At 52.0% G+C, this 26,281-nt stretch carries 24 protein-coding genes and 1 other RNA gene; 20 read left to right on the top strand and 5 right to left on the bottom strand.

The features are described 5' to 3' along the window. The first annotated feature begins 63 nt into the window (after positions 1–63). The 6 genes from dnaG to rnpB all read left to right on the top strand — a co-directional run bounded on the left by dnaG (position 64) and on the right by rnpB (position 6,638). Entirely contained in the window at positions 64–1,887 is a 1,824-nt protein-coding gene (gene dnaG / locus MKZ15_RS16055; protein WP_155608719.1) for a DNA primase, read from the top strand. Between the two features lie 46 nt (positions 1,888–1,933). Then, positions 1,934–3,058, top strand: a complete 1,125-nt coding sequence (gene rpoD / locus MKZ15_RS16050; RefSeq protein ID WP_155608720.1) for an RNA polymerase sigma factor RpoD — start codon at positions 1,934–1,936, stop codon at positions 3,056–3,058. A gap of 365 nt (positions 3,059–3,423) precedes the next feature. Beyond that, the gene (locus MKZ15_RS16045; protein ID WP_193416373.1) at positions 3,424–4,254 is read left to right on the top strand and encodes a hypothetical protein; all 831 of its coding nucleotides are present in this window, start codon (positions 3,424–3,426) and stop codon (positions 4,252–4,254) included. Continuing rightward, on the top strand, positions 4,251–5,012 hold the full coding sequence (locus MKZ15_RS16040; RefSeq protein ID WP_155608722.1) for a class I SAM-dependent methyltransferase: 762 nt from the start codon (positions 4,251–4,253) through the stop codon (positions 5,010–5,012). Before MKZ15_RS16045 ends, MKZ15_RS16040 begins: the two co-directional genes overlap by 4 nt. Continuing rightward, entirely contained in the window at positions 4,988–6,103 is a 1,116-nt protein-coding gene (locus MKZ15_RS16035; RefSeq protein ID WP_339816905.1) for a Nif3-like dinuclear metal center hexameric protein, read from the top strand. Before MKZ15_RS16040 ends, MKZ15_RS16035 begins: the two co-directional genes overlap by 25 nt. Before the next feature lie 118 nt (positions 6,104–6,221). Next, positions 6,222–6,638, top strand: an RNA gene (rnpB, locus tag MKZ15_RS16030) — RNase P RNA component class A. 92 nt (positions 6,639–6,730) lie between these two features. On the opposite strand, the gene MKZ15_RS16025 is transcribed toward rnpB, so the two are convergent. Beyond that, positions 6,731–8,668, bottom strand: coding sequence for a S8 family peptidase (locus MKZ15_RS16025; RefSeq protein ID WP_339816903.1), 1,938 nt, complete (start codon positions 8,666–8,668; stop codon positions 6,731–6,733). Between the two features lie 150 nt (positions 8,669–8,818). Between MKZ15_RS16025 and MKZ15_RS16020 the strand changes: the two genes are divergently transcribed. The 6 genes from MKZ15_RS16020 to thiI all read left to right on the top strand — a co-directional run bounded on the left by MKZ15_RS16020 (position 8,819) and on the right by thiI (position 13,585). Further along, positions 8,819–9,322 (top strand): YpuI family protein, encoded by a 504-nt coding sequence (locus MKZ15_RS16020; protein ID WP_155608725.1) that lies wholly within the window; start codon positions 8,819–8,821, stop codon positions 9,320–9,322. Positions 9,323–9,464: 142 nt separating this feature from the next. Continuing rightward, positions 9,465–9,677 (top strand): DUF1540 domain-containing protein, encoded by a 213-nt coding sequence (locus MKZ15_RS16015; RefSeq protein ID WP_155608726.1) that lies wholly within the window; start codon positions 9,465–9,467, stop codon positions 9,675–9,677. A 30-nt stretch (positions 9,678–9,707) separates the two neighbouring features. Next, on the top strand, positions 9,708–10,118 hold the full coding sequence (locus tag MKZ15_RS16010) for a hypothetical protein (protein WP_155608727.1): 411 nt from the start codon (positions 9,708–9,710) through the stop codon (positions 10,116–10,118). A 182-nt stretch (positions 10,119–10,300) separates the two neighbouring features. Then, positions 10,301–11,065 (top strand): lytic transglycosylase domain-containing protein, encoded by a 765-nt coding sequence (locus MKZ15_RS16005; RefSeq protein ID WP_155608728.1) that lies wholly within the window; start codon positions 10,301–10,303, stop codon positions 11,063–11,065. A gap of 126 nt (positions 11,066–11,191) precedes the next feature. Continuing rightward, complete coding sequence (locus MKZ15_RS16000) at positions 11,192–12,331, top strand: cysteine desulfurase family protein (protein WP_213622621.1); 1,140 nt, start codon at positions 11,192–11,194, stop codon at positions 12,329–12,331. An 18-nt stretch (positions 12,332–12,349) separates the two neighbouring features. Further along, positions 12,350–13,585, top strand: coding sequence for a tRNA uracil 4-sulfurtransferase ThiI (gene thiI / locus MKZ15_RS15995; protein WP_339822445.1), 1,236 nt, complete (start codon positions 12,350–12,352; stop codon positions 13,583–13,585). 56 nt (positions 13,586–13,641) lie between these two features. Here thiI and MKZ15_RS15990 read toward each other — a convergent pair whose 3' ends face one another. Continuing rightward, a complete protein-coding gene (locus tag MKZ15_RS15990) occupies positions 13,642–14,346 on the bottom strand; it encodes a TerC family protein (RefSeq protein ID WP_193416369.1) in 705 nt (234 codons plus the stop codon). A 130-nt stretch (positions 14,347–14,476) separates the two neighbouring features. Between MKZ15_RS15990 and MKZ15_RS15985 the strand changes: the two genes are divergently transcribed. The 6 genes from MKZ15_RS15985 (at position 14,477) to MKZ15_RS15960 (ending at position 19,950) form a co-directional block, all read left to right on the top strand. Beyond that, positions 14,477–15,136 (top strand): TerC family protein, encoded by a 660-nt coding sequence (locus tag MKZ15_RS15985; RefSeq protein ID WP_155607775.1) that lies wholly within the window; start codon positions 14,477–14,479, stop codon positions 15,134–15,136. A 157-nt stretch (positions 15,137–15,293) separates the two neighbouring features. Beyond that, a complete protein-coding gene (locus tag MKZ15_RS15980) occupies positions 15,294–15,794 on the top strand; it encodes a hypothetical protein (protein WP_155607774.1) in 501 nt (166 codons plus the stop codon). 215 nt (positions 15,795–16,009) lie between these two features. Beyond that, a complete protein-coding gene (gene typA / locus MKZ15_RS15975) occupies positions 16,010–17,851 on the top strand; it encodes a translational GTPase TypA (protein ID WP_155607773.1) in 1,842 nt (613 codons plus the stop codon). A 36-nt stretch (positions 17,852–17,887) separates the two neighbouring features. Then, positions 17,888–18,196, top strand: a complete 309-nt coding sequence (locus MKZ15_RS15970) for a YlaH-like family protein (RefSeq protein ID WP_155607772.1) — start codon at positions 17,888–17,890, stop codon at positions 18,194–18,196. Between the two features lie 93 nt (positions 18,197–18,289). Beyond that, on the top strand, positions 18,290–19,390 hold the full coding sequence (locus MKZ15_RS15965) for an LCP family protein (RefSeq protein ID WP_155607771.1): 1,101 nt from the start codon (positions 18,290–18,292) through the stop codon (positions 19,388–19,390). Between the two features lie 107 nt (positions 19,391–19,497). Beyond that, on the top strand, positions 19,498–19,950 hold the full coding sequence (locus tag MKZ15_RS15960; protein WP_155607770.1) for a pyridoxamine 5'-phosphate oxidase family protein: 453 nt from the start codon (positions 19,498–19,500) through the stop codon (positions 19,948–19,950). A gap of 40 nt (positions 19,951–19,990) precedes the next feature. Here the strand turns inward: MKZ15_RS15960 and MKZ15_RS15955 are convergent, their stop codons facing one another. Next, positions 19,991–20,572 carry a YhcN/YlaJ family sporulation lipoprotein gene (locus MKZ15_RS15955; protein WP_193416367.1) on the bottom strand — a complete coding sequence of 194 codons (582 nt, stop codon included), beginning with the start codon at positions 20,570–20,572 and terminating at the stop codon, positions 19,991–19,993. Positions 20,573–20,702: 130 nt separating this feature from the next. On the opposite strand from MKZ15_RS15955, the gene MKZ15_RS15950 reads away from it, so the two are divergent. Next, positions 20,703–22,034: a PhoH family protein gene (locus tag MKZ15_RS15950; protein WP_193416366.1), complete on the top strand. Its 1,332-nt coding sequence runs from the start codon at positions 20,703–20,705 to the stop codon at positions 22,032–22,034. A gap of 1,263 nt (positions 22,035–23,297) precedes the next feature. After that, entirely contained in the window at positions 23,298–24,560 is a 1,263-nt protein-coding gene (locus MKZ15_RS15945; protein ID WP_339816898.1) for an extracellular solute-binding protein, read from the top strand. An 11-nt stretch (positions 24,561–24,571) separates the two neighbouring features. On the opposite strand, the gene MKZ15_RS15940 is transcribed toward MKZ15_RS15945, so the two are convergent. Further along, positions 24,572–25,648, bottom strand: coding sequence for a hypothetical protein (locus tag MKZ15_RS15940; RefSeq protein WP_339816897.1), 1,077 nt, complete (start codon positions 25,646–25,648; stop codon positions 24,572–24,574). A 130-nt stretch (positions 25,649–25,778) separates the two neighbouring features. Continuing rightward, positions 25,779–26,015, bottom strand: coding sequence for a DUF2626 family protein (locus MKZ15_RS15935; RefSeq protein ID WP_193416364.1), 237 nt, complete (start codon positions 26,013–26,015; stop codon positions 25,779–25,781). Positions 26,016–26,281: the final 266 nt, after the last annotated feature.

Below are 26,281 nucleotides of genomic sequence, written 5' to 3'. Positions count from 1 at the left end.
CAAAATGTCGGTCATTTTGACATTTTGGATGATTCTCACGCGTGAAAGATGAAGGTGATTTGGATGAGTACCGGGCGTGGCATTCCGGAGGAAGTCATCGAGGCGGTTCTGCGTCAGCACGATATCGTCGACACGGTCAGCAAGCACGTTCATCTAACGAAACAGGGGAAGTACATGAAGGGGTTATGCCCGTTCCATTCGGAGAAAACCCCGTCGTTTACGGTAACGCCCGAACGGCAAATCTTCCATTGTTATGGCTGCGGCAAAGGCGGGAACGCCATCAAATTCAGGATGGAAATCGAAGGATTAACCTTTCCCGAGGCAGTCAGAATCATGGCGGAAGAGGCGCACATCCCTTATGAGGATAAGGGGAGAGGTTACGGTGATTCACCGCGTAACCAAGAGTTGGAGCAACTGCTGCAGGCCCATGAATGGTCCTCCAAGCTTTATCATTACTTGCTGAAGAACACCGAATACGGCAAGCCGGCGATGGAGTATTTGAAATCCCGCGGCTTTACCGACAAAGCCATCGATACGTTCCAGATTGGTTACGCACCCGCTAGATGGGATACGCTCGTTCAGTTTTTGGACAAACGATCTTTTGAACTGGAAGCGATGGAGAAGGGTGGATTGCTCTCGTCCAGGCAAGACGGTTCCGGTTTCGTGGATCGTTTCCGTGATCGGGTGATTTTCCCGTTACACAATCGAAGCGGGAAAGTAATCGCGTTTGCGGGAAGAGTGCTTGGCGACGGACAACCGAAATATTTGAACTCGCCAGAAAGCAAGCTGTTTACCAAAAGCCGAGTTCTCTACAATTTGCATCAAGCGAAAAATGAGATCCGCAAAACAGGTCAAGTTGTCCTGTTCGAAGGTTACGGCGACGTCATTAGCGCGTGGGAGGCCGGGGTTCATAACGGCGTGGCTACGATGGGGACCGCATTAACGGAAAGTCATGCGGCTATCTTGCGTGGCATGGCCGAGGAAGTGTTGGTCTGCTATGACGGCGATTCCGCCGGACAAGCTGCGGCGTTGAAGAGCATTCCGATTCTTGAAGGCGCAGGTTTTTTTCAGGTAAAAATCGCATTGCTCAGCGAAGGGCTGGATCCCGACGAATTCATCCAAAAGTACGGGGCCGAGCGGTTCCGCCATCAAGTTTTGGACGGCGCGGTTTCTTCCGTCAAATTTAGGCTTATATATCTGAGAAAAAACCATATACTGCTAGAAGAAGATGGGAAAGTCGCTTATATCAAAGAGGCGATGCCGATTATTGCGGCGCTTTCCTCCCCAAGCGAACGCGAGATTTATCTAAAGGAACTCTCCGCCGATTTGCAAGTCTCCTTCGACAGCTTAAAGCAGGAATGCAACGAACTGAGAACGGTTATGCAAAAAAAGGCAGATGCCGGGGATAATAAGCCCGAAAGGTGGAATAATGGTAGGCATAAAAAAGGGCAGGCATCCATGCCAACGTTGCTGCCCGCTTTTCATGCGGCGGAACGAAGACTGCTGTCTTTCATGCTGCAGGACGAAGAGGTGTCCCGTTATGTAGGCGAACGCCTAGGGACGAACTTTAACATCGAAGATCATGTGGCGATTGCCGCTTATCTATACGCCTATTACGCACAAGGGAAGAACCCGGATGCTAGTCATTTCATTTCCTCACTTCAAGATGAGCGATTGGAGCAGACGGTCATTTCGATCGCGATGATGGATACGCCAGCCGAATGGACGACGCAGGAGCTGGACGATTGTATTCGTGAAATTCAGAAGGTGCCTTTGCTCGAACAGATCAAGCGCAAGAAAGAGGAAATGGTATCGGCCGAACGAGCCGGAGATTTTATGCGTGCGGCACAAATTGCAAGTGAGATTATTGCCCTAGAGAGACAGTAAAACGAACGGACTTTCGGTGATGTTTCTAGGGAGGAGGGAGCCAGATATGACGAATGACCAACATACTGAACTAGAAACGGAATTAACGCTGGATCAGGTAAGGGATCAATTGATCGAACAAGGGAAGAAAAGGTCATCCTTAACTTACAAAGAAATTATGGAGAAGCTTTCGCCTTTCGATCAAGATCCTGAGCAGATGGACGAGTTTTTTGAGCAATTAGCCGATCTTGGCATTGATGTAACAGGCGACGGCGACGAAGATCACCGGCGCGGCGATGGAGACAACTCGCATGAGGGCGACGATTTCAACTACGATGACGACCTCTCGCTTCCTCCGGGAATCAAGATCAATGACCCTGTACGGATGTATCTGAAAGAGATCGGGCGGGTACCGTTATTGTCGGCGGACGACGAGATGGAGCTCGCCAAACGGATCGAAAACGGGGATGAAGAGGCGAAACGCCGTTTGGCCGAAGCCAATCTGCGTCTGGTCGTCAGCATCGCCAAGCGTTATGTCGGTCGCGGCATGCTGTTCCTGGATTTGATTCAGGAAGGAAACATGGGATTGATTAAAGCCGTGGAGAAGTTTGACCACAAGAAAGGCTTCAAATTCAGTACCTATGCCACCTGGTGGATCCGTCAGGCGATTACCCGCGCGATTGCCGACCAGGCGAGAACGATTCGAATCCCGGTTCATATGGTCGAAACGATCAATAAGCTGATTCGGGTATCCCGGCAACTGCTACAAGAGCTGGGACGCGAACCTACGCCGGAGGAAATCGCTGCGGAGATGGAGCTTAGCGTAGAGAAGGTCCGGGAGATCATGAAGATCGCCCAAGAGCCGGTTTCGCTGGAAACGCCGATCGGGGAAGAAGATGATTCCCATCTCGGTGACTTTATCGAAGATCAGGAAGCCTTGGCTCCGGCGGACGCAGCGGCTTATGAGTTGCTGAAAGAACAGCTGGAAGATGTGCTGGACACGCTCACCGAACGCGAAGAGAACGTGCTCCGATTACGCTTTGGACTCGATGACGGACGCACAAGAACCCTCGAAGAAGTGGGGAAGGTATTTGGCGTAACGCGGGAGAGAATCCGGCAAATCGAAGCGAAAGCGCTCCGTAAGCTGCGCCATCCCAGCCGCAGCAAGCGGCTGAAGGACTTCCTCGAATAGGCGTGATCGCCTGCAACCTTGACCTTCTGCAGCTAAGCAGTAAGGTCATTTTTGTTATATGAGGTGTCCGTTTCTTCTATAGGGCGCCAGTTGCTAGCTTGTAGCCGTTAACGGACCGTAAAGACCTTATTTGCCGATTTCCCGGCAATTTCTCGCTGTAACGGACTCAAAAAGCCTTATTGGGCTTTCCTTACGGTTATTTAACTGATTATGACCGAAATAAGGTCTCTACAGTCCGTTAGAGTTCGGAATTGCCTGGAATCAGGTTAATAACGGCTCTAGTGTCCGTTAGCCGTCGCATCTGTGTTTCTGCTTCGTGATCTAAAGTTGACTAAGTGAACAACCATATGGGAGAAGGTGTTCTGTTGGATCAGGATAAACGCAAGATCATCCTGAAGGAAATCGATCATTGGCGGAGAAGTCGGCTGCTGCCCGAGCAATATTGCGATTTCCTGGAAAACTTATATAAAGATCAGACCGAGGGATCGTCACCCCGCTCAGGCTTCACGCTAAATACACTGATTCAACAGGGAAGCTTGAAACTTTGGTCCCTTTCATTTGGAATAATTTCCTTCTTTTTCTTTATTGTTTTTTATTTTAACGTTTTTCCCTGGGGTTTGCAAATCGCCATAACGCTGTTGCTTTCTGCGGCTTGCTATGCCCTTGCGGCTTATCATCGGCGTGATAAAGCGCTGTTCTCCATGTCGATGGCCGGACTTGGCAGTTTAATGCTGCTAGGCTTCGGCAGTTGGATCATTGCCATCCAGGGTTGGCCGCCCGGTATCGGTACGACGCTGCTAATCGCTTTCTGCGGGTTCGTCTGGCTTGTCTTGGGATACGCGCTGCGGTTTGGTATCATCAGTTACTGCGGATTTGCTTGCGGTATGCTGCTATATGCCTTTTTGCTCGGGCAACTAAATCCGGATGCATCTTGGGGAATGCTGCAAGTGTTTTGGCTGCCGTTGGCAGCAATCTTCTTCTGGCTGAGCTGGCTGGGTTATCATCGGCTTAAAGCGATGGCTCCCGTGTTCTTTGCCGTATCCGTGTCATTATGGTGTATGCCGGAAGCGGATGCTCTCCTACTGCGGGACGCCGAGATAGCAGCTATGCCGGCGCTGATCCTAATGAAGATCGTTGCGGCTTTTCTCCTCTTGTTTGGACTACGTAAAAAATGGGTGGTGTGGATTACTTCATGAAATTGTCAGCTAGATTACAGCATATTGCCGACTGGCTCCCGGCCGGTTGCCGATTCGCCGATATCGGATCGGATCACGCGCTGCTGCCCGTGGCTGCGGTACGCAGCGGGCGGGCGGCCTTCGCTATCGCCGGTGAAGTGAATGACGGCCCGCTCGAGGCGGCTCGCCGTCAGGTGGCCGAAGCCGGAGAGACGGGGCGCATCTCCGTTCGCAAAGGAGACGGACTTGCTGTCATTGCCCCGGGCGAAGTGGACGCGATCACGATCGCCGGTATGGGTGGGGCGTTGATCGCTTCGATTCTAGACGAAGGCCAAGCGAAGCTGGTTGGCGTAAAGCAGCTCGTGCTGCAACCGAACGTCGGCGGAGAATTTGTCCGCCGCTGGCTGCTTAAGCACGATTGGTATTTGGTCGAAGAGGCTATCCTGGAGGAAGACGGTAAAATATACGAGGTGATGAAGGCCGAAGCGCGGACCGATGCGGGCGAACAAAACAACGAGCTGTATCGCGAACGCGAACTGGAGGGGTGTCAGGTCAAATTGACCCGCGAGCTTCAGTTATTGATGGGGCCGAGATTAATGGCGGCTCCGAATGAAGTCTTTTTCGCAAAATGGGAATCGGAGCTGCGCAAGCTGGAGAGTATTCGTCAATCGGTTGCTACGTCGGCACTGGAGACGTCCCGTCAGAAGGAAGCGGAGCTTACCCGGCTATCGGAACAGTTGAAGGAGGTGCTGGCATGTTTGCCAAAGGACAAACCGTAGTGCAGTACATGGAGCTATTGGCTCCCAAGCATGTAGCGATGGAGGGAGACAAAATCGGACTCCAGCTGGGCAGCCTGCAAAAGGAGATTCGGAACGTCCTGGTAGCGCTTGACGTTAATGAAGAAGTCGTAGATGAGGCGATCTCCCTGGAAGCAGATCTGATTATTGCCCATCATGCGATCATTTATCGTCCGCTGCCTCATTTGCAAAGCGATACCCCAATGGGGAAGGTGTACGAAAAATTGATCAAAAATGATATCGCCGTTTATATCGCCCATACGAACCTCGATGTCACAGACGGCGGGATGAACGACTGGATGGCGGAGGTCTTGGGAATCGAAAGCTCCGGTTCGCTCGAAGATGTGCATACGGACAACCTTTATAAGCTTGTCGTCTTTGTGCCGAAGGACCACCATGAGCAGGTACTGAAGGCTATGCTGAACGCGGGCGCAGGCCATATCGGCAACTACAGCCATTGCAGCTTCAACTTGGAGGGCTATGGCACGTTTAAGCCCGGGGAAGGCACTGATCCCTATATCGGGACCGAGGGTAAGCTCGAACGGGTGGAGGAGATCCGCATCGAAACGGTCGTTCCTCATAGCCTGCGTAGTAAGGTCGTCCAAGCGATGCTGAAGCAGCATCCTTATGAAGAAGTAGCTTATGACTTGTACTCGATGGACCTGAAGGGGCGCACTTTCGGACTCGGGCGGGTTGGCAAGCTGTCGGAGCCGGTTACGCTGCGGGACTTCGTGGAGCGCGTCAAAACGCGGCTGGATGTGCCGATGGTTCGGGTCGTCGGAGATCTGGACCGGCCGGTTCGCAAAGCGGCTGTCCTTGGCGGTTCGGGAGGACGATATTGGAAAAGCGCTCAGTTCCGTGGAGCGGACGTGCTCGTGACCGGGGATGTGGATTACCATACCGCGCAGGATGCCTGGATGGCCGGGGTCGCGATCGTCGATCCGGGACACAATGCCGAGAAGATCATGAAGCCTCGCGTTGCGGCTTGGATGACCGAGAAACTAACAGAGGACAAATACGCAACTCGCGTGCACGTATCCCAGGTCAACACCGAACCGTTCAGATTCATGTAGAGTATCGAAAGCAGCGAGAAAATACGCGACAGAAGCTGGTAGGATACGTCAGGTTTACCGTCAAATCGCTCTTGTCAGCAGGCAGCAATGCCTGTATACTATCAAGTGTTGCCTTTCGAAAGTTTGACAGACAATCGCCGGCGGCTGAAGAGCCGCGGGAGGAAAGTCCGGGCTCCATAGGGCAGGGTGCTGGATAACGTCCAGTCAGCGCGAGCTGAAGGATAGTGCCACAGAAATGGACCGCCGATGGACGACTTCTCACTTCGTGGGAAGGAGTCACAGGCAAGGATGGAACCGAGGTGTAAGAGACCCCGAGGAACGCTGGTGACTTCGTTCCTGGTAAACCCCACTTGGAGCAAGACCTAATGGGACGCAGCTTCTTCGCGAAGCGGCCTTTGCCCGAGGCGCGTCCGGGTTGGTTGCTGGAGCCGCCCAGTAATGTGCGGCCTAGATAGATGATTGTCACTCAACGCGGGAGGGTTGTTCCCGTTCTACCGCAACGAGTACAGAACCCGGCTTACGGCAAACTTTCAACACTAAAGGGAACATGATCTATTTCTATGGATAAAGCCTCCGCATCGCTTGGAATGAATTCCGGCGATGTGGAGGCTTTTGGTTTTAGTGCGTTTATTTGGTGCGGTCCACGGCGCGGTCCATTTTACGCTGAATCGACTGCGGCCAAAACTGCAGCGGCGCCTCGCCGCCTCCGGCGGCTTGCAGCGCAGCGTAAACGTCGATCTGCCCGTATCCGTAATATTTATCGCGTCCGGTATCTCCAAGATCGATGACGTTTTTGCGGATGATGTCCATGACCTCGGTGTTTTTCAGTTCCGGATTCACCGATCGAATCAAGGCGGCAAGGGCTGCAACGTGCGGGCTGGCCATCGACGTGCCGGACAACGCCGCATATTGATTATCCGGATAGGTGCTGGCGATACTTTCGCCTGGTGCCATGACGTCGATGTAATCGCCGTAGTTGGAGAAGGAAGCTTTCTGCAGGTTGTAGTCCGTCGCGGAAACCGACAAGACTTCGGGGTAGGCGGCCGGGTAGCCCGGGCGTTCGGTATTGTCGTTGCCCGTAGCTGCGATCAGCACCACGTCCCGATCATAAGCGTACTTGATCGCCTCATGTAAGAACTGGGCGTCTGCGTAGTTGCCCAGACTCATATTGATCACTTTGGCGCCGTGGTCCGTTGCCCAAATGATACCTTGGGCCACCGAATAGGTTGTACCCGAACCTGACTTATCTAGCGCCTTCACAGGAAGTATTTTGCCGCCCCACATCATCCCTGCGATGCCCTCGCCATTGTTCACGTTGGCGGAGATGATGCCAGCCACATGGGTGCCATGCCCAACGTCGTCGGACGGTTCCTTGTCGGGTTCGATGACGTTATAGCCCTTCAGCAACCGACCTTGCAAATCAGGGTGCTTCAAGTCCACGCCAGTGTCGACGATCCCCACGATCACGTCGTTGCTGCCTTTGGACAGCTGCCAGCCGCGGTTCGTTTCGATGATCGGCAGGTTCCACTGGTATTCGGAGAACAGCATGTCGTTCGGAACTTCCGGCGTCTCTTCGGCATAACTCGTATCGTCTTCGTTAAAGAAACTCCCCGGATCGTCCCAATAACTTCCTCCGCTTTCGTTGGTCAAATACAAATAATGTGGCTCGATGTACTTCGGTTGCCATTTATTCAGGAAGTACTGCCGAAGTTGTTTCATGGTCATCGTATCCGAACGAAAAATGTAGGTGCTATTCAGGTTGCGCGGCTCTTTGCCGGAAATCTCCTGCACGATTTGCTTCATTTGCTCCGGAGTCGGCTTGCTGTGGAACGTAACAACGATTTCGTTTTCGTAATAGTGACTCGCTTTTTCGTTATCATGCCCCGTTTTGACGGTGATGTCTTTAAGCGTATCCGCATGCACCGATTCAACCTTGAATTTACCTTCTCTCGGGTAAGGGATCAAACGCAGGTTTTTGTGTTGATGGTCCTGTACCCGTCCTAAAATCCCGATGTCCATCACCGCGATGACCCCTTGCTTCTTATCCTTGGCCGGCTCAGCGGCAACGAAGTATTTCGGCTGCTTCGCCGGGAAAGCAGGCGATTCGTATGCCGTCGATTTGCTCAGCGCTTTTTTGGCGTAATTTAAGTACATGTTCAACTGCTTCTTCACCGCGGGATCCGGGTTGAAATCTTCTCGCCGAAATTGCTTGGTTTGCCCGCTTGCGGCATCGTACCACAGAATCGCTTGAAACTGCTTATGGTCCTTTTGCAATTCTTGGGCAGAGCCGGGCAGCTTACCGCGCTTACTTTGGCTAAAGTCGGCGGCAAGCGAACGAAGGTGACCCCGGGCGTCCAATCGGGATAACCGTTCGGTTGCGGTCATGTCGCGCTTCAGCATACTCTGCTTCAACTTTTGTTCCTCAGCCGGTTGGGGTACGGAAAGCCGATTTACGGTATTCCGCGGCGTTGCTTTGTCATTGTCCGAGGAAGGGAATAGAAACGAAACCGCGACCACTGTGGCTGCTCCCGCCAGCCCTAAGGCAGCCCATCTGCGCCATTTCATCGGTTAGCCTCCTTTAAGATGTCGATAGCCATAGCGTGAGGTGATGTCCCTGTTTTTATTCCTTGAGGGATACCGTATTCGGTTAAATTGTGTTACGATATTTTCGTTAATGACTATACCGATCATTACAGGTGAAGGAGAATTGTTCGCATGTCACAAGCCAATAACATCAGGCAGTTGTGTGAAGCCACTCGAGAGAATTTGAAACGTGCGGCCGAGAAGCTTGAAGCGTTTTTGAACGAGCATTCGCTGCCGCAGCTTATGGAAGGTCAAGAAGAGGACAGAGCTTTGTTTTACCAAGGATTTTTATCGGATCTCCGGCATCTGCTCGTGTTCAGCGAGGTTTGCTACGAGAAGCTGGGCGTCGCTCTTCGGCGCGGGACCTTTGACGAGGAAGCTGCCGAGAAAGTGCTGTACCATGTATATCATGACTGTGTTAACAATTTCTTCTATCCTAAAAATGAAAGCTATTCCGAAGATGGAAGATATGCTTATACCGGGCAGGATGCGATCCGGTTCCGTAAAAAGCCGGTTCGGGCAGCACGTGATATCGTGTTGGACATTACGGGGATGTTCGAGGAATTACGCGACGACCTGACTTATTATGAAAGCGATTATTTGACCCAACTGCGATTAAATCGTTCCGCCAAATAGAAAATTGAATAACGACAAGATGCCGAGATCTCGGCATCTTTTTCTTTTGGGAACGATTTGCTAATGGCTTGGCGCATAAGGGGATGGGGGCGAGGAGAAAATGATACGCGAGGTGATCAACATGCCAAATGGGGAAAAACCCATGGTCAAATGTAGCGTATCCAACTGCACCTATTGGGGAGACAAAAATGTATGCAACGCCGACGTCATTATGATCGATGTCGATCAGCATGCGAACAGCCGTTATTCGGCGGAATTTGCCGGCGAAACGTTTGATACGGAACACCGAGACTCCGCCCTGTCGTCCGCCGCTACTTGCTGTCATACGTTTAAGCCTAAATCGAAATCGTCGTAAGTAAAACATTAGTTAACGGAGGTGCTTTTGATGACGGATACCAAATCAGACAAACCGGAACAACTCTCATCCGGCAAAAGCCGCACCGATTATCCGCGCAAAGTTGACCGCGAGTATCACGAGGAGTATGCGGCAGAGGTCACGCCAGCGGGGACGTTTAGCGGTAACGTGGTCCGCGGGGAAAGAGCCGAGAGAACTCGCGATGCAGATCGATCCGATCGTGTCGATGGGGTTCGTACGGCCGGTCGGACGGTAGGCTACGTTGGCGTCGGTCTGGGGATCGCTTCGCTCTTTATGTGGTCGATTATCCTGGGGCCGCTGGCGGCGGTGATGGGCTTTTACGCCTATAGCCAGGGCAACAAAACGTCCGGAGCTTGGGCGATCGGTCTGGGTATCGTATCTACGTTAAGTTATTTCGTGCTCATGCCGTTTACCCGCTAATCCTTCGGCGGTCGTTAACGATGAAATCATGAATGTCATACCCTCAGGCTAACGTCGTCTTACGGACGTTGGCCTTTTTCTCTTTTTGCGAATTTTATCGAAAAAGGGTGGTGCAAGGCGTTGAATGCGTGTAAAATATAGGCATTGAACTAGTTATTCCCCAAAGAGGAGACTTAGAAGGCATGCAAATCGATCCGCGAACGATGGGACAATGGATCCAGCTTCAGTCCTTGAACCCTGTAGACTTGCAAGGAACGTCGGCACAGCGGGCTTCTGGCGATATGGACGGTTCATTGTTTGATATATTGCTGCAAGAAATGATGCTCTCGGAACAGGATTCGCAAGGATCATCCGATTCTGCGGGCGCCAATTCTCGTTCGGTGTTGGAATCGCTTCAGGGGTACCTGTATTCTGGCGGGCTCAATGATACGGACACTTTGGACGGGCTGTTTGCGGAGTTACTTCCTAGTTCCGGGACCGTAGCCGGAATGGGGTCAGCGGAGGATTTCGCGGAAGTGACTTCGGAAGGCACATCGGATTTGCAATCCCTGATTACCCAGGCCAGTGCCAGGTACGGCGTGCCGGAAAGCTTGATCAAAGCCGTGATCGCGACCGAGTCGTCGTTTAACCCGCAGGCGGTTTCGTCCGCCGGTGCCAAAGGGCTGATGCAGCTGATGGACGGGACGGCTAGAGGGCTAGGTGTTAGCGATCCATTTAATCCGGCGCAAAACATAGACGGGGGCACCAAATATCTGTCGTATCAGATCAATCGTTACGGCGGAGACGTTAAAACAGCCCTTGCGGCATACAATGCCGGACCTGGAAGACTGCAACGACTTGGGATCGGCAACGATGAACAATTGATGGAGAAATTCCATTTGTTGCCTCAGGAGACGCAAAGTTATATTGCTAAGATTATGAGAGCACAGGCAAAGTTCGAGGCTTAATGCAGTTTGCAGCTTATCGAATATGGCGTTACATGATAAGAAAGATCAAATGGAAAACGCTCCGACCGCGGTTGTTTCGGGTATACGCGTTTTCAATTTGGTCTTTTTTGAGATGAAGGTGAAAAGATGATTTATTTCGACCACGCAGCAACGACACCCCCTTATGAGGATGTTGCCAAGACCGTAGCGGAAGTGATGGCTCGGCATTATGGGAATCCGTCGTCACTGCATCGGCTTGGCGAGGAAAGCTCGAAGCTGTTGGATAAAGCAAGGGAAGTTAGCGCCGCGGCATTGGGAGTTCGACCGCGGGAAATCGTATTTACCGGCGGGGCCACGGAAAGCAACAATATGGCGATTAAAGGCGCGGCCCTTCAGTTTGCCGGACGAGGCAAGCATTTGATCACAACCGAAACGGAGCATCCGTCCGTGCTGGAGAGCGTGAAGCAACTGGTGTCCTGGGGCTGGGAGGCGACCGTTCTTCCGGTTGACGGGAATGGAAACGTAACTGCTGAACAGGTGCGGGAAGCGCTGCGTCCGGATACCGTTCTTGTGTCGGTGATGCATGTCAACAATGAAACAGGAGCCGTACAGCCTGTGGAGGACATTGGTCGGCTGCTGAAATCCGCGGCGCCCCGAGTCCTGTTTCATGTGGACGGTGTTCAAGGCTTTGGCAAACTGCCGTTATCCTTGACGGATGGCGGCATTGATTTATACAGCTTATCTGCGCACAAACTAAGAGGGCCCAAAGGCGTCGGTTTGCTGTATGTTCGCGAGGGACTACAGCTTGCACCGCTGCTGGCAGGCGGAGGTCAGGAGGGGGGCTACCGTTCCGGAACGGAGAACATTCCTTATATCGTGGCCTTCTCCAAAGCTTTGCGTTTGGCGGCGGAAGGCCGGGACGCCCGGGCAACCGTGATGTACCGCTTGCGAGAGCAGTTGATCCAAGGGCTTGCGGAGCTCCCGGAGCTAGCGGTAAATTCATCTGCACAGGGAGCCCCGCACATCGTGCATTTTTCTTATCCCGGTATGAAAGCGGAAGCGTTGCTGCACATGCTGGAGGAGGAGGGATTTTACGTATCGACCCGCTCGGCTTGCTCTTCCAAACGGAGTGAACCAAGCCGCATTCTGCTGGCTATGGGTAAATCCAAGGAAATCGCCTCGTCGGGCATTCGGATCAGTATGGGCGATGAACACGAAGAGCGAGACATAGATGCCTTGCTCGCTGCGTTGAAGCAATCGGTCAAGCGGCTGCAGGCTTTACGATAGGAGAGAAATGTCAAGATGCTGGAATATGATATGCTGTTGCTCCGTTTTGGAGAAATTATTCTTAAAGGGCGGAACCGGTCTCGTTTCGAGAAGGTGGCCCACAAGCACGTTAAGGCGCTGCTGCACCCTTTTCCCCGCGCGGAGATCATCAAGGAATATGGACGGATCTATATTGCCTTAAACGGAGAGCCGCTAGAGCCAATCGTCGCAGCGATGAAGAATGTGTTCGGCGTTACCTCGATCTCGCCGATCCGGGTTACGCCGTCCCGGCTGGAGGATATCATCCCAAACGCTGTAAATTTCGTTAAGGAGCTTGGCGTCGCGCCTGGCACGAGATTTAAAGTAAGCGCCCGCCGGGTCTGGAAGCCATTTCCCCATTCGACGCATGAAATGAATAAGCTGGTCAGCGGCCCGATCCTAAACGCCTGTCCCGAGCTGAAAGTGGACGTACATGACCCCGAATTGGAGCTTCGCGTGGAGATCCGGGAACAGGGCACCTATTTGTTCAGTGAAGTGATTCCCGGTGCGGGGGGATTCCCGCTCGGAACCAACGGTAAAGCGATGTTGCTGCTATCCGGCGGTATCGACAGCCCTGTCGCCGGTTGGTCGGCGTTGCGGCGTGGTTTGGAAATCGAATGCGTTCATTTTCACAGCTATCCGTTTACGAGCAAAAAAGCCGAACAAAAGGTCATCGACCTGGCCACTGTCTTGGCGGGGTTTGCAGGCTCGATCAAGATGCATCTCGTCCCTTTTACCGAGATCCAAACCACATTGGCGCAATCCGGTCAAGAGAACCTGATCATCACTTTGATGCGAAGATCGATGCTGCGCATCGCCACCAAGCTGGCTGAACGTAATGGAGCCTTGGCCTTGGTAACGGGAGATAGTCTAGGCCAGGTGGCCAGCCAAACGTTGTCCAGCATGAATGCAATCGGACGGGTGACCGATCTGCCGTTGCTGCGGCCGTTGGTCATGACGGATAAGGTAGATATTATCGCGATGGCACAGCAGATCGGCACGTATGACTTGTCAATTTTGCCTTACGAGGATTGCTGTACCTTGTTCGTGCCGAAGTCACCGGCAACCAATCCCAATCTGCATGTGCTGGAGAGCGTCGAGCACTCCCTGAAGGATTTGGACCAGATGATTGCCAAGGCGGTGGAGGACACGGAAACCATCGTCATTCGGCCTGGTCGCAGGATCGTGCGGCGGGAATCGACAGAAGCTGACGTCGTCCAGGAAAATTGGTTCTAATGCTACAAAAAAACCGCCAAAGCCATGTTTGAAGGCTGAGGCGGTTTTTGCTGCTCTTAACGGGTTGCCGGATGGGTCTGACGGCTATCCGTTTCCTTGCGATGCTGGCGTTTCTTCATGTAACCGGCCAACAGCACGCCGGCGACCACAATCGCGATCAGCAGATAGCGCAGAACCGGATTTTCCTCGAAGAAATGCAAGAAATGGCGTTCCTCGGTAACCATATTGGCGGCAGTGTAAGCCAGTACCGCGGAGCCAAGGTAAGCAATCCAAGGGAACTTGTCCAGCAATTTAATAAAGAGGGTACTTCCCCATACGACGATGGGAACACTGATTAGCAGGCCAATTACGACCAGAACCATATGTTGTTTGGACGCCCCTGCGACCGCGATGACGTTGTCGAGCCCCATCGCCGCGTCGGCAATGATAATGGTACGGACGGCAGGCCACAGTTTGTCCTTGGCTTCGATGTTGTCATGATCGCCTTCATCCGCTAACACCTTGTAAGCGATAAAGACCAACATCAAACCGCCGATGGCCAGCAGCCAGGGGATTTGCAATAACCAGACGACAATAAGGGTCGCGGCGATTCGCAGTACCACAGCTCCGGCTGTCCCGTATAGGATCGCCTTCTTCTGGACCGAGTTGGGCAGCTTTCTTGCCGCCATCCCGATGACGATTGCATTGTCACCCGCCAAAATAAGATCGATAAAAATAATGTTGATCAGGGCGAGAAAAAAAGCAGCACTAAATAAGTCCACGTTATGTCACTTCCTCTATAGACGTATATACGTATTAAATCGCTAAAAGGATTCATTTGTCCAGAGTTGTTTTTGTAAAGTGGCATAGCTTGGCTCCATTCCTCATACAAGTTGTAGGGGAGGGATGAGCTTGGAACAATTGCTGCTGTTGTCGGAAATTCTGATCATCAATTTAGTGCTAAGCGGCGATAATGCCGTTGTTATAGCTATGGCCAGTAAGAACTTGCCGCTTAAGCAACGCAAACGGGCCGTGTGGTGGGGCGCACTGGGAGCTGTGCTGCTGCGCTGCATTTTGACCTGGGTGGCAGTTTTACTGTTGAAAATCCCGTTTATTCATGCGGCAGGAGGCGTGCTGCTAGCGGCCATTGCCTTTAAGCTGCTGCTCCCTCAGGAGGAGCATTCTCGCGTGTCCGGCGCAGGCTCATTGTGGAAGGCGGTGCAGACGATCCTCGCCGCCGACTTCATTATGAGCCTGGATAACGTGCTGGCGATCGCCGCGCTGGCGGAAGGCGACGTATCCATCCTTGTCATCGGGATCGCCATCAGCATTCCGATCGTGGTGTGGGGCAGCAACCTGATCGCCGATTGGCTGCAGCGAATGCCGATCCTCACCTATGCCGGAGCGGGTATCCTCGGATACACTGCAGGGGATATGCTGCTGCAGGACCCTCAACTCGGTCCGGTCCTGGAAGCTGCCATCCCCGCATTGGCACATGCCGTACCTGCGGTGACTGCCGCGGTCGTTATTATGTTCGGCTGGCTGCGAAAATATAACGCTGGACGCGGGTAACTCGCTTCGGCAGTTCCATCCACACGATCCGAAAAAAAACATCCGTCCTAGGCCGTGGGCCGAGTGGTTTTTTGGGCAGATTTCATATAAACTGGAAGGGAAGGGGATGTCGTAATTTGCTGCGTCTTGTCCCTCATTGTCTTCTGGAAGGTGTGTGATGGATATGTCCGACAACAACAAGCTGATGACTGGCGTCTTTATTCTCGCTGCCGGAGTGATTATCCTGCTCGGGAAATTAGGGGTGTTCAGCTTTCTTGGAAAGGCGCTTTGGCCGCTGCTGCTGCTGATTCCGGGGATCGTGCTTCACGTATGGCATTTTTGGCGTAAAGGCCCGGCAGAGCTGTTGCTTCCCGGCGCAATTCTGGTTGTCTACAGCCTCGTGTTTTTCACCGGGGTTATTGGCGGATGGCAAACGCTGAAGTTTACCTGGCCGCTCTTCTTCCTCGGCCTGGCCGTCGGCCTGTTCGAATACGGCTACTTCTCGCCCCAGCGCCAGAACGGAATATTCATCGCCGCTATGATTCTGGGAGCCTTCTCGATCCTTCTGCTCGGCTGGACATTGTTCGCTTCCTCGATTGTATATTTCCTGGCTGCGCTCTTGATTATTGCCGGGATCTGGCTGATCGCCGCCCGCGGCAATCGCCGGAGATCCTGGTAATGTTGGGTTAGTTCTTGAATTATTCAAAATTTCACGTATAATATAAGGGATATGTCAAGCGTCGGCATCTAGTCGACGCTTTGTTTTGTGGTTAATGAGGCTGCACTTGGTCCTGTCGATTAAATACCGTTCGAAGTGCAAACTTTATATATAATTCATTACGCTTGACAACTGCTTGATAATCTATAGAGACGAAAGGATTTGGAGATAAACCTATGCGTGAAGAAAACGAAATTCGCAATATTGCGATTATTGCCCACGTCGACCACGGGAAAACGACGCTAGTCGACAAACTGCTGCAACAATCCGGGATTTTCCGGGAAAACGAGGCCGTACAGGAACGGGCTATGGACTCTAATGATTTGGAACGGGAACGCGGGATTACCATTTTGGCGAAGAATACGGCCATTACGTACAAGGATTACTTGATCAACATCGTGGATACCCCGGGACACGCCGACTTTGGCGGAGAAGTGGAACGGATTATGAAAATGGTCGACGGTGTATTGCTTGTTGTTGATGCCTACGAAGGCTGCATGCCGCAAACCAAATTCGTGCTTCGCAAAGCGCTGGAGCATCACTTGACGCCGATCGTTGTCGTGAACAAAATCGACCGTCCGGCTGCACGCCCGGCCGAAGTCATCGACGAGGTACTGGACTTGTTTATCGAATTGGAAGCCAGCGACGATCAATTGGAGTTCCCGGTTGTTTATGCTTCGGCTTTGAACGGCACATCCAGCCTGGATCCCGAGAAGCAGGACGACAATATGATGGCGTTGTACGAAACGATTATCGATCATATCCCGGCGCCTACGGAGAAGGTAGACGAGCCGCTGCAATTCCTGGTTACGTTGATGGACTATAACGAATATTTAGGCCGGATCGCCATCGGCCGGGTAAACCGCGGCATCATTCGCCAAGGCCAATCCGTGGCGGTTATGACACGCGACGGCGGCAAGAAGACCGCTCGCATCGAGAAGCTGTTCGGATTCCAAGGCCTGCGCCGCGTGGAAATCGAAGAAGCTGGAGCTGGCGATATCGTAGCCATCGCTGGGATCAAGGACATTAATATTGGCGAAACGATTGCCGATCCTAACCAGCCGGAGGCTTTGCCGGTATTGAAGATAGACGAGCCGACGCTGCAGATGACGTTCCTCGTCAATAACAGCCCGTTCGCCGGACGCGAAGGGAAATGGGTGACCTCCCGCAAACTGCGCGAGCGTCTGTTCAAGGAGCTTGAAACCGACGTTTCCTTGCGCGTCGAAGAGACGGACAGCCCGGACGCCTTTATCGTATCCGGACGCGGGGAGCTTCACCTGGGTATCCTGATCGAGAACATGCGCCGCGAAGGCTACGAGCTGCAAGTATCCAAACCGGAAGTTATCGTACGGGAAATCGACGGAGTCAAGATGGAGCCGCTTGAACGTCTGCTGATCGACGTGCCCGAAGAAAGCATGGGTGCGGTTATGGAAAGTTTAGGTTCCCGCAAAGCGGAAATGGTCAACATGATCAACAACGGAACCGGTCAAGTTCGCTTGGAGTTCTTGATTCCGGCTCGCGGTTTGATTGGATATACCACGCATTTCCTGACATTGACTCGCGGTTACGGTGTAATGAACCACGCCTTTGACAGCTACGGTCCATTCCTTGGCGGTCAGGTCGGTGGGCGCCATGAAGGGGTATTGGTATCCAGTGAAAACGGCGTTTCGACGCTTTACGGGATTTTGTCGATCGAGGATCGCGGGATCTTGTTCTTGGAACCCGGTACGGAAATTTACGAAGGGATGATCGTTGGGGAGCATACCCGTGACAACGACATCGTCGTTAACATTTGTAAAGAGAAGCAGTTGACGAACGTGCGCTCGGCCACGAAGGACGACACGGTGAAGATGAAGACGCCACGTCTATTCTCGCTGGAACAAGCGCTGGAATATTTGAATGATGATGAATATTGCGAAATTACGCCGAAATCGGTTCGCCTCCGCAAGAAGATTTTGAACAAAAGCGAACGTGAACGGGCGGAAAAACATCGCAAAATGTCGGAAGCCAACTTATAATAATTGTAACGTTGCCATTTGAAGGAGGGGTTTGATATGCAGGCCTGGTTTGCTGAGCATCCAGTCGTTTCCTACGTGCTGATCTTCGTGCTGATCGTTTTCGTTTACAATAAAGTATTTCGCGCACAGCAGAAGCTGCCGCTGTTTAAGGAGATCATCCTTTACCTTCTCATGGCGTTGGGTTCGTTCCTGCTGCTCATTTTTCAAATCGACAAACTGCCGATCATTCAATGCTTGCTGGTCGCTGTTGTTCTGATGCTCATGGTACGAATCCGCTATTTTGTCGAGGGACGACGGAACAAGGAGAAAAAGGCAGGTCCGCCGGCTGGAGATAAATCGGCATAATTTGGCTCCCGCCTAAATTCGGTAACTTTTTCGAAACCCGGTACGTCTTTATGGATGCGACAACATTTTTATAGAAATAAGGTGTTTGAGTTCATGAGTTCTAACCGCAGCGGCTTACCTCCTCGGGGGCATAGCCAAAGAGGCTCGGCAAAAGGTGCGAAGAATGGGTCCACCGGAAAAAAGAAGTCCAGCGGCTTTAAACGATTTTTAAAATTTGTCCTGACGCTCCTCATTATCGGGGTGGTTGGGGTTGGCCTTTATGCAGGTTATTTGTTTTATACCGCAGATCAGGTGATCGATGCGACCGGGACCACGGATAAAGTGGCTCCGGGAAAATCCGCTAAGGTGAAGCCAATCACGATGCTGCTGCTCGGCACGGATTATCGACCGGAGACCGGCACACATCTTAGCGACGTAATGATGATGATCGCGATGAATCCGGACACGAAGTCCGCTACTGTCGTATCCCTGCCGCGAGACACGAGAGTGAAGATGGACGGATATAAGACAAACAAGATCAACGCGTTTTATCCCAATTTTCTAGCGGCAGAGAAAAAAACGGGTATTTCCGCCACGCAGGAAATGAAAACGATGATGAGCAAGTTTTTTGATATCGATATCGACTATGTTACGGTTCTGAATTTTCAAGGATTCCGTGATGTGGTGGACGCATTAGGTGGCGTCGACGTGAATGTCGATGCAAATATGTGTTACCGCGATACGGCGGACGGTACCGATATCAATTTGAAGCAAGGGGCTCAGCACCTAAACGGGGAAGATGCGCTTGGTTACGTTCGATACCGTAAATCGAACTGCAGCCCTCGAACGAAGGGCTCGGATGACTTTGACCGCAACCGCAGGCAGAATGAAGTGCTGCATGCCCTAATCGACCAAGCGAAGTCGCTTAATGGTGTAATGGGCGCAGGTAAAGTGATCGAGTCCGTCGGCAAGAATATGGATACCGATCTGGAATCGCAGCAGATGAAGAATATGATTCAAGCCTACTGGAGCATTTCCAAGGAAAATGTTGATTTCATGCCGGTAACCGGTGATTGGAAGAGTCCGTACGTTTATTTGCACGAGGATGAACTGGATGCGGCCAAACAAGCCTTAAGGAATCAGATTGCCGGCATCAAAACGTCTGACTCGCAGCAAGGAAATGGCGGGCAAGCGGAAAACGAGCCGGTCAACTGACGATTGAATGCAAGTTTTGCCACATGTTATAATACAATTAACTGACAGGATAGCTGAAGCGTCTTAAGTGGAATCTCATGCAATGCCGTACAGGAGGGCTGGTCGTTATGTCCGAAGTCGTTACCCAATTGTCCGATTCGCTTTATTCGATTTTCCAGTCCGAAACGTTTGTATTGCTGAACACGGTGGATCAGGAATCCGGAGGGCCCACGTCCAGCGCGATCTCTTGGGTTTACGCCGTCGATCATTCGAAGCTGCGGCTCGCTCTGGACCATCGCTCCAGGCTGGTCGGCAATTTGAAGGCCAATCCGCGAGTTACCGTCACGGTATTCGGTCAAGAGACGATTTACTCGATTAATGGCCGTGCTTCCGTTGTGCAAGATCCCCTAGACGGCGTGCCGTTCAATATGTGCTGCTTCGATATTCATATCGATGCCGTACGGAATGCGTTGTTTTATGGTGCGCAACTGGTATCGCCGCCGGAATATGCCAAAGTTTACGACCAGCGTGCTGCGGACATGCTGGATCGTCAAGTGTTTGACGCCATGAAGAAAGCCTAGCGAGGTTATCGCTAGGCTTTTTTTCCATCTTGGGACAAACTTAACGCAAGTTTTGCCGCGTCGTGCCGCCGCCAGGGGCCATTTTCATTTGTTTCGGGTTCACGCCTTCGGGAGGTCGCGTATCGCTCGGGAGCTGAGGAACGATTCGTCCGATGATATCGGCAAGCTCGGTGGCGAAACCGGAAACCGGATGGCCTTCGCGAATTTTCTTGCCGATCTCGGTAATCCGTTGGTTCAAATCCATATCGGCGGTTACGATGGCGCCAGCTCCGTGCGGATCTTTTCGAAGCGCTTCAGCGACTGTATATTTAATGCTCCCAACCCTTGCGCGCTCGAGGCGGCTATCCACATCGATGCCCACGATGGCGGTTTTGCCCATAATGACGCAATGTGCGCCTTTGACGCCGGGAACCTTTTTCACAAGCTGCTCCAAATAGACTTGTCTGTCACGGTCTGACATTGCCCTGTTGCCGTTTGTACCGGTTGTGGCGTAAGGGTCCACGCTTTGCGCTCGGGGCGTATTCTCTGTTTGATTCCTTGGAGAGGGTGATGCCTTTTCAGAACCAGTTCCGCAGCTTGTAAGCAGGGAAGCCGTCACTAACAAACACAGCCATATTCGCATGTTCGATCCGTCCTTTCGGAATTGATCTCTCGTTATCGGAGTTCAGATATCGAGATTAGATTTCCCTGGGCGGAAAAAAATATGTATGAATCACATAAGGCTGCAATGACCGCGGTTGGAGGGGATAATGGTGAAGAAAATCTTTGTATTGGATACGAATGTATTGCTGCATGATCCGGGGGCTGTTTTCGCTTTTGACGAGCATGATGTGGTCATTCCGGCGGTCGTGCTGGAGGAAATCGACACCAAAAAGCGCAATGCTGACGAGATCGGGCGCAACGCGCGAGGCGTATCGCGCTTGCTTGACGGATTGCGGGAAACGGGTCATCTGCACGACGGCGTGCCGCTGGAGGGCGGCGGGCGAATCAAGGTGGAATTAAACCACCGCAGCTTTGTCAAGGTCCAGGAAATGTTCGGGGAGGTCACCAACGATAACCGGATTCTTGCCGTTGCCCTGAACTATCATCTGGAACAGGCGGAGCTGGCTTCGCCGCGTCCGGTCATCCTGGTGAGTAAGGATGTACTCGTTCGGATCAAAGCCGATGTCCTAGGACTGCATGCCGAGGATTACTTGTCGGACCGGACCGTTAGCCCCAGCGATCTGTACGGAGGTTACTCGACCCTCAAGGTTCACCCGTCGGTGATTGATGAATTTTATACGTATCGTTTTTTGCCGATCAAACCGCTTGGACTTAATTATTCCCTTTACCCTCATGAGTTTGTAATATTAAAAGATGAAATGGGCACCGGCAAATCCGCTTTGTTAAAGGTTAACGAAGACGCCACACGCATGGAGCCGCTGTATCTCAGCAACGAGCCGATCTGGGGGATCAGTGCTCGAAATGCCCAGCAACGTATGGCTTTGGAGCTGCTGCTCAATGATGATATCCCGCTGGTTACCATCACCGGTAAGGCGGGTACCGGGAAGACGTTGCTCGCCTTGGCCGCCGGCCTGCTGAAGGTTGAGGACGAACACAAATACAAGAAGCTGCTCATCGCTAGGCCCGTTGTTCCGATGGGGAAGGATATAGGTTACCTGCCCGGGGAAAAAGAAGAAAAGCTGCGTCCTTGGATGCAACCGATTTATGATAACCTGGAGTTCTTGTTCGACACGAAAAAGTCCGGCGATATCGAGAAAATCCTGATGGGACTCGGCAGCATTCAGGTGGAGGCGCTCACGTACATTCGAGGCCGCTCGATCCCGGGGCAGTTCATCATTATCGACGAGGCGCAGAACCTGTCGCGCCATGAAGTCAAAACGATTGTGTCGCGCGTCGGGGAAGGCAGCAAGATCGTCCTGGTCGGCGATCCGGAGCAAATCGACCATCCATATCTCGACGCAACGAGCAACGGCTTGACCAGCTTAGTCGAGCGTTTCCGCGACCAAGGCATCAGCGGGCATATCACGCTGGAGAAAGGCGAACGCTCGAAGCTGGCGCAGCTGGCGGCGGATTTGTTGTAGGAGGACGTCTGGTTCCCGGACTCGTCCGGCCGGTCACCGTGGCGGAAACCGTGGTAGCCAAGTCAACGGAAGCAAGTAACGCCCTCGGCCCGCTCTTGTCCGCCGGTTGTCCAATGATGAGAGGGAAGGGAGACAACCGGCTCCCAAATGCGGACGTAAACTTCCTCTGGTTCGTTACTTGCTTTCCTGGAGTGGGAGGGCGCTGGCCGAGTGCTCGCCACTCGTCCTTCGCGAAATAATAGTAAAAGCTCGGCGAATCGGTATAACGTGATTCGCCGGGCTTTTTTGCCGTTGACATGAGGGCTAACGGAACGGAGAGACGTTATTCGGTTGCAAATGAGGGAACCTGAGCTCTAACGGAACCAGATGATCTTATTTGGACACTTTTGGCGACAATAGTTACGTTTTTGGCTAAATAACGGCTCGTGGTTCCGTTAGAACGGGAAATGATCGGGAAATGACTAAATAGCGGCTCTCCGTTCCGTTACAGAAGAAAATTTCGCGTGCGTGCCTCCCTAGGCACAAATTAGTTAGTTTCTTAGTCCGGCGAATCGTTATAACTTGATGCGCCGGGCTATTTTGGCCGTATGGAGGAGGGCTAACGGAACGGGGAGACGTTATTCGGTTGCTAATGGGAGACTCTGAGGTCTAACGGAACCAAATGACCTTATTTGGACACTTTTGGCGACAATAGTTACGTTTTTGGCTAAATAGCAGCTCGTGATTCCGTTAGAACGGGAAATGTCCGGGAAATACACAAATAGCGGCTCTCCGTTCCGTTACAGAAGAAAATTTCGCGTGCGTGCCTCCCTCGGCGCACTTAAGCTAACATAGTAGCAGGCGAATCACTATTTAAGATTCGCCGTGCTTTATTACCTCCATCGGCGGGAGGAGCCGGAATGGTAAACTCAATTAAGAGCGCGAAAGGCCAGAGGGGGAAATGATTCTGAAGAAACTAAAAGCTTTCTGAAAGAAAGCTACTTCGGAAGCATAGGCTGTGTTCGCCTTTGCGAGCGGATTTCTACTCCATCTGAATTTAGTTCAACCAGGGAAATCCGCGAGCAACAGCGATCGTAAGAACATTTCACCCGGCGGCCCCTAGCGCTCTTGAACTCTTTGTATCGCCCGAATCCTCCCGCGACCTCCCGCCATCTCCCCATATACAATTTTTTACGGGACAATCCATTCCACGATTTGCTACAATACGGAGTATCGGAATGTTTATTGACTTACGCTCCTAAACTGAGGAGAGGAAGAACAGGCGTGAAGCGAAAAAATCATTGGGTGCTTTTTGCAATCCTGCTGCTCGCTTTAATCAATCTGTCCCCTAGCGAAGAAACGACGTTGGTTCGCCCGGAAGACCGCGGTGAGACCTTGCCGTTTACACCGCCCGAAGCGAGTAACCTTCAAGAGACTGGCCATATTCAAGTCGCGGTGCAAATGGACGAGTCCGATTTCCGGCGCTTGGAGGAAATGAACCGACAGTTTACGGTGATCCATCCGGTGGAGGTCGATCTGGTGAATGTACCGGCAGAGGAGACCTATGCTTCTTTTCAGCGACAACTCATGAAGCTAGGGGATTCGCCGGACGTGCTGCTATTGGACAATGTCTGGATTCGCCGCTTTGCTGCGGATGGTTATTTGCTGCCCACAGAGGGATATTATTCAGGTTCATTGTCTGGAGAAGTGTTAAGTGCTTCCTTGATTCCTAACGAATGGAACGGTTATGTCTGGGGAGTTCCGCTGGACGTAGACCCCTATGTGATGGTCTATAACCCGGCCAAGCTAAAGCAGTTGGGCCTGGAGCATCCGCCAGCATCGGTGGACGATTGGAACGCCTTGTTATCCGCTTATAAAAAACAACGTTCCCAACCCTACCTATTGGGCTTGGATTATCGCGATCCATATGCGGCGGCAACGCTGCTTTGGCAAATCGGGGGAGGCTGGAAGCCGGGGGGGACCGAGCCGTTTTTTGCGGTAAAGGGCAACATGCCGTTCTCACTGCAACAGATGGAGCAGATTCAACCTTGGCTACTGGATTCGGGTGCGGCGGGAGCTGATGCGTGGGAGAAATTGAATAGCGATGAGTTGGCCATGATGATCGTCCCGGCAACTGACGCCCAGAAGCATACGCATCCCCAAATGAAAGTGTGGATGCCGGAGGTGCAGCCGAATTTGGCGTCATCCTGGATACGAGGACGTAGTTATGCCGTCTCCTCCCAAACGGACAATGCCGAAGCGGCAGGTTTGTGGATCTCGGAGATGACCTCCGCGTTAAATCAGATGCGCTGGCAGGAATCATCGGGGCAGCTTCCGGTAGTGAAAACCATTTATTACGAAGCTGCTCGAAACGAGCTGCCGGCTTGGATTCCCGCTACATTGGCTGCCGGGGCCGGAGCTGCACTCCCGGCGAGTCCGGCGTTGCCAGGACAGCTTGAAGCGTTCGCGACACTCACTTACGATTATTTGAGTGGGGCGATAACCGCCAAGCAATATCGCGGCCGGTTGGCTGAGCTTAGCCAGTAACGCCGCTTAACTTACAAAGCCAATTTTAATTTCACCGTCAACGTTCCCTCGGAGATGGCCGCATCGGTGGCCTCAACGAAGGGGACGATTTTTTTAGGATAAAATCCGAGATCAAAATCCCGTTCCAGCTCGGCCCGCGTCGTATCCGGCAGCGCCAAGCCGTTAAACAACAGGCGGTCAACGTGAAAGACGATTGAATTCTCCGGTTCTTGCTCTACCGTATAATGTCCCTCAACCTCGAGCTTCAAGCCCTCCCGGCTACCTCGCGCAACGATCTTATCTTTTTCGAAGCGAAAACTCATATCTTTCAACAGCTCGTTTTGACTATATAGAAATGCATTAAGCTCTTCTTCGCGGATTTCCAGGCGATAACCGCCTTTTTCGGCAATCAAGCTGTTCTCGTTTTGCTGCAGGAAGTCGGGAAAGTGCGACATGGCGGAACTGAGTGCCTGAAAATACTTCCGCAACTCATATAATCCGACATTCTCCCAATAAACCGTGAGCTCTTGAATCAGCGCTTTGAGCTTTTCGGGGTCGGCACTGAGCCCAAGCGTTTCATCGACCCTTTGCTGAAGAGCGGCGACACGGCTACGTTGGAGCTGAAGCTCTTCTTTCATGCGAGCCAATTCAATGGAAGTATCATCCAGTTTCTGTTTTGTACGCTTTAGCTTGGCGTAGTCCGACTTGTATTGGTTTAATACGGCGCGATCCCGATCCATAATGAGTTGGTAATAGTCCAATACGGTAAAAAAATCCTTAAGGTTGTTCACGCTCAGCAAAGCGTACATTAGATTTTCCCGTTCTCCCATATAATAAGCACGCAGCCTTAAGCCGGCTTGCTCCCGGCTGACGCGAATTTGTTTATTTTTATCGGAAAGCTGTTCCTGCAAATCACGAATGGCCGATTCTGTCTCCTGCTGGCGGGACTCAATCCGTTCGATTTCCCGGTCGATTTCCTGAATCGACAAGCTTTGCTCCAGGATTTGTTGTTCTTCGGCGGTGAGCGGTGCGGCAACGGCTGGCATGCCGGTAATATGGAGGGCAGTCAATGAGAGCAATAGACAGAGCGATATGAGGCGTTTCTTCAACAGCGATCCTCTCCCGTCAATAGTTGTACTATATATATGATAACAGGTTCGGAAATAGCAGAAGCAACGAAAAAAGGCGTTCCGGCCCACAGCCGAAACACCCTTTTGGAACACTTATGAACGCTTGGGATTAGAGGGGCAAACCCATTTTAAAGATCGTCCAGTAGCTGAAACCGGTAAAAGCGACGATCATGTATCCCCAAAACAGCAGGATATAGGTTCTCTCGGTAAACTTCAAGTAGCCGAAAAGTACGAAAAAGGCGGTTTGCAAGAAAAATAGCAAGGCCATTTCCGTCATATCGCCCGCAAAGGCCATAAGCCCAATAGCCAAAGTGAAGAAGCCAAGGACGCGGAACATGCGTGCCACGAGGTAATCCCCCTTTCTTATGTATCAACGAACCTTCCATTTCTTTTCTCATTATACCCGTTAGGCCGAAAAGTGTAAACGAAAAGTCAATATTTAGCCAGATTCTGCAAATGACAATGTGAGCAATATAACAGTATTATCGACTGTCATATGCTTATGTTATTCGTTTCCGCGAACGTCATGTATGGAGTTCCTTGATTTTGGAAATACATTTTAGTATCAAATAGATTCTATGAACTCTATGAGAGGCATAGAAATGGAGTAAG

The sequence above is a fragment of the Paenibacillus sp. FSL R7-0216 genome (assembly GCF_037969915.1).
Lineage (GTDB): Bacteria > Bacillota > Bacilli > Paenibacillales > Paenibacillaceae > Fontibacillus > Fontibacillus rhizolycopersici.
The sequence above is the reverse complement of the archived record's forward strand: the minus strand, read 5'-3'. Positions and strand labels throughout refer to the sequence as shown.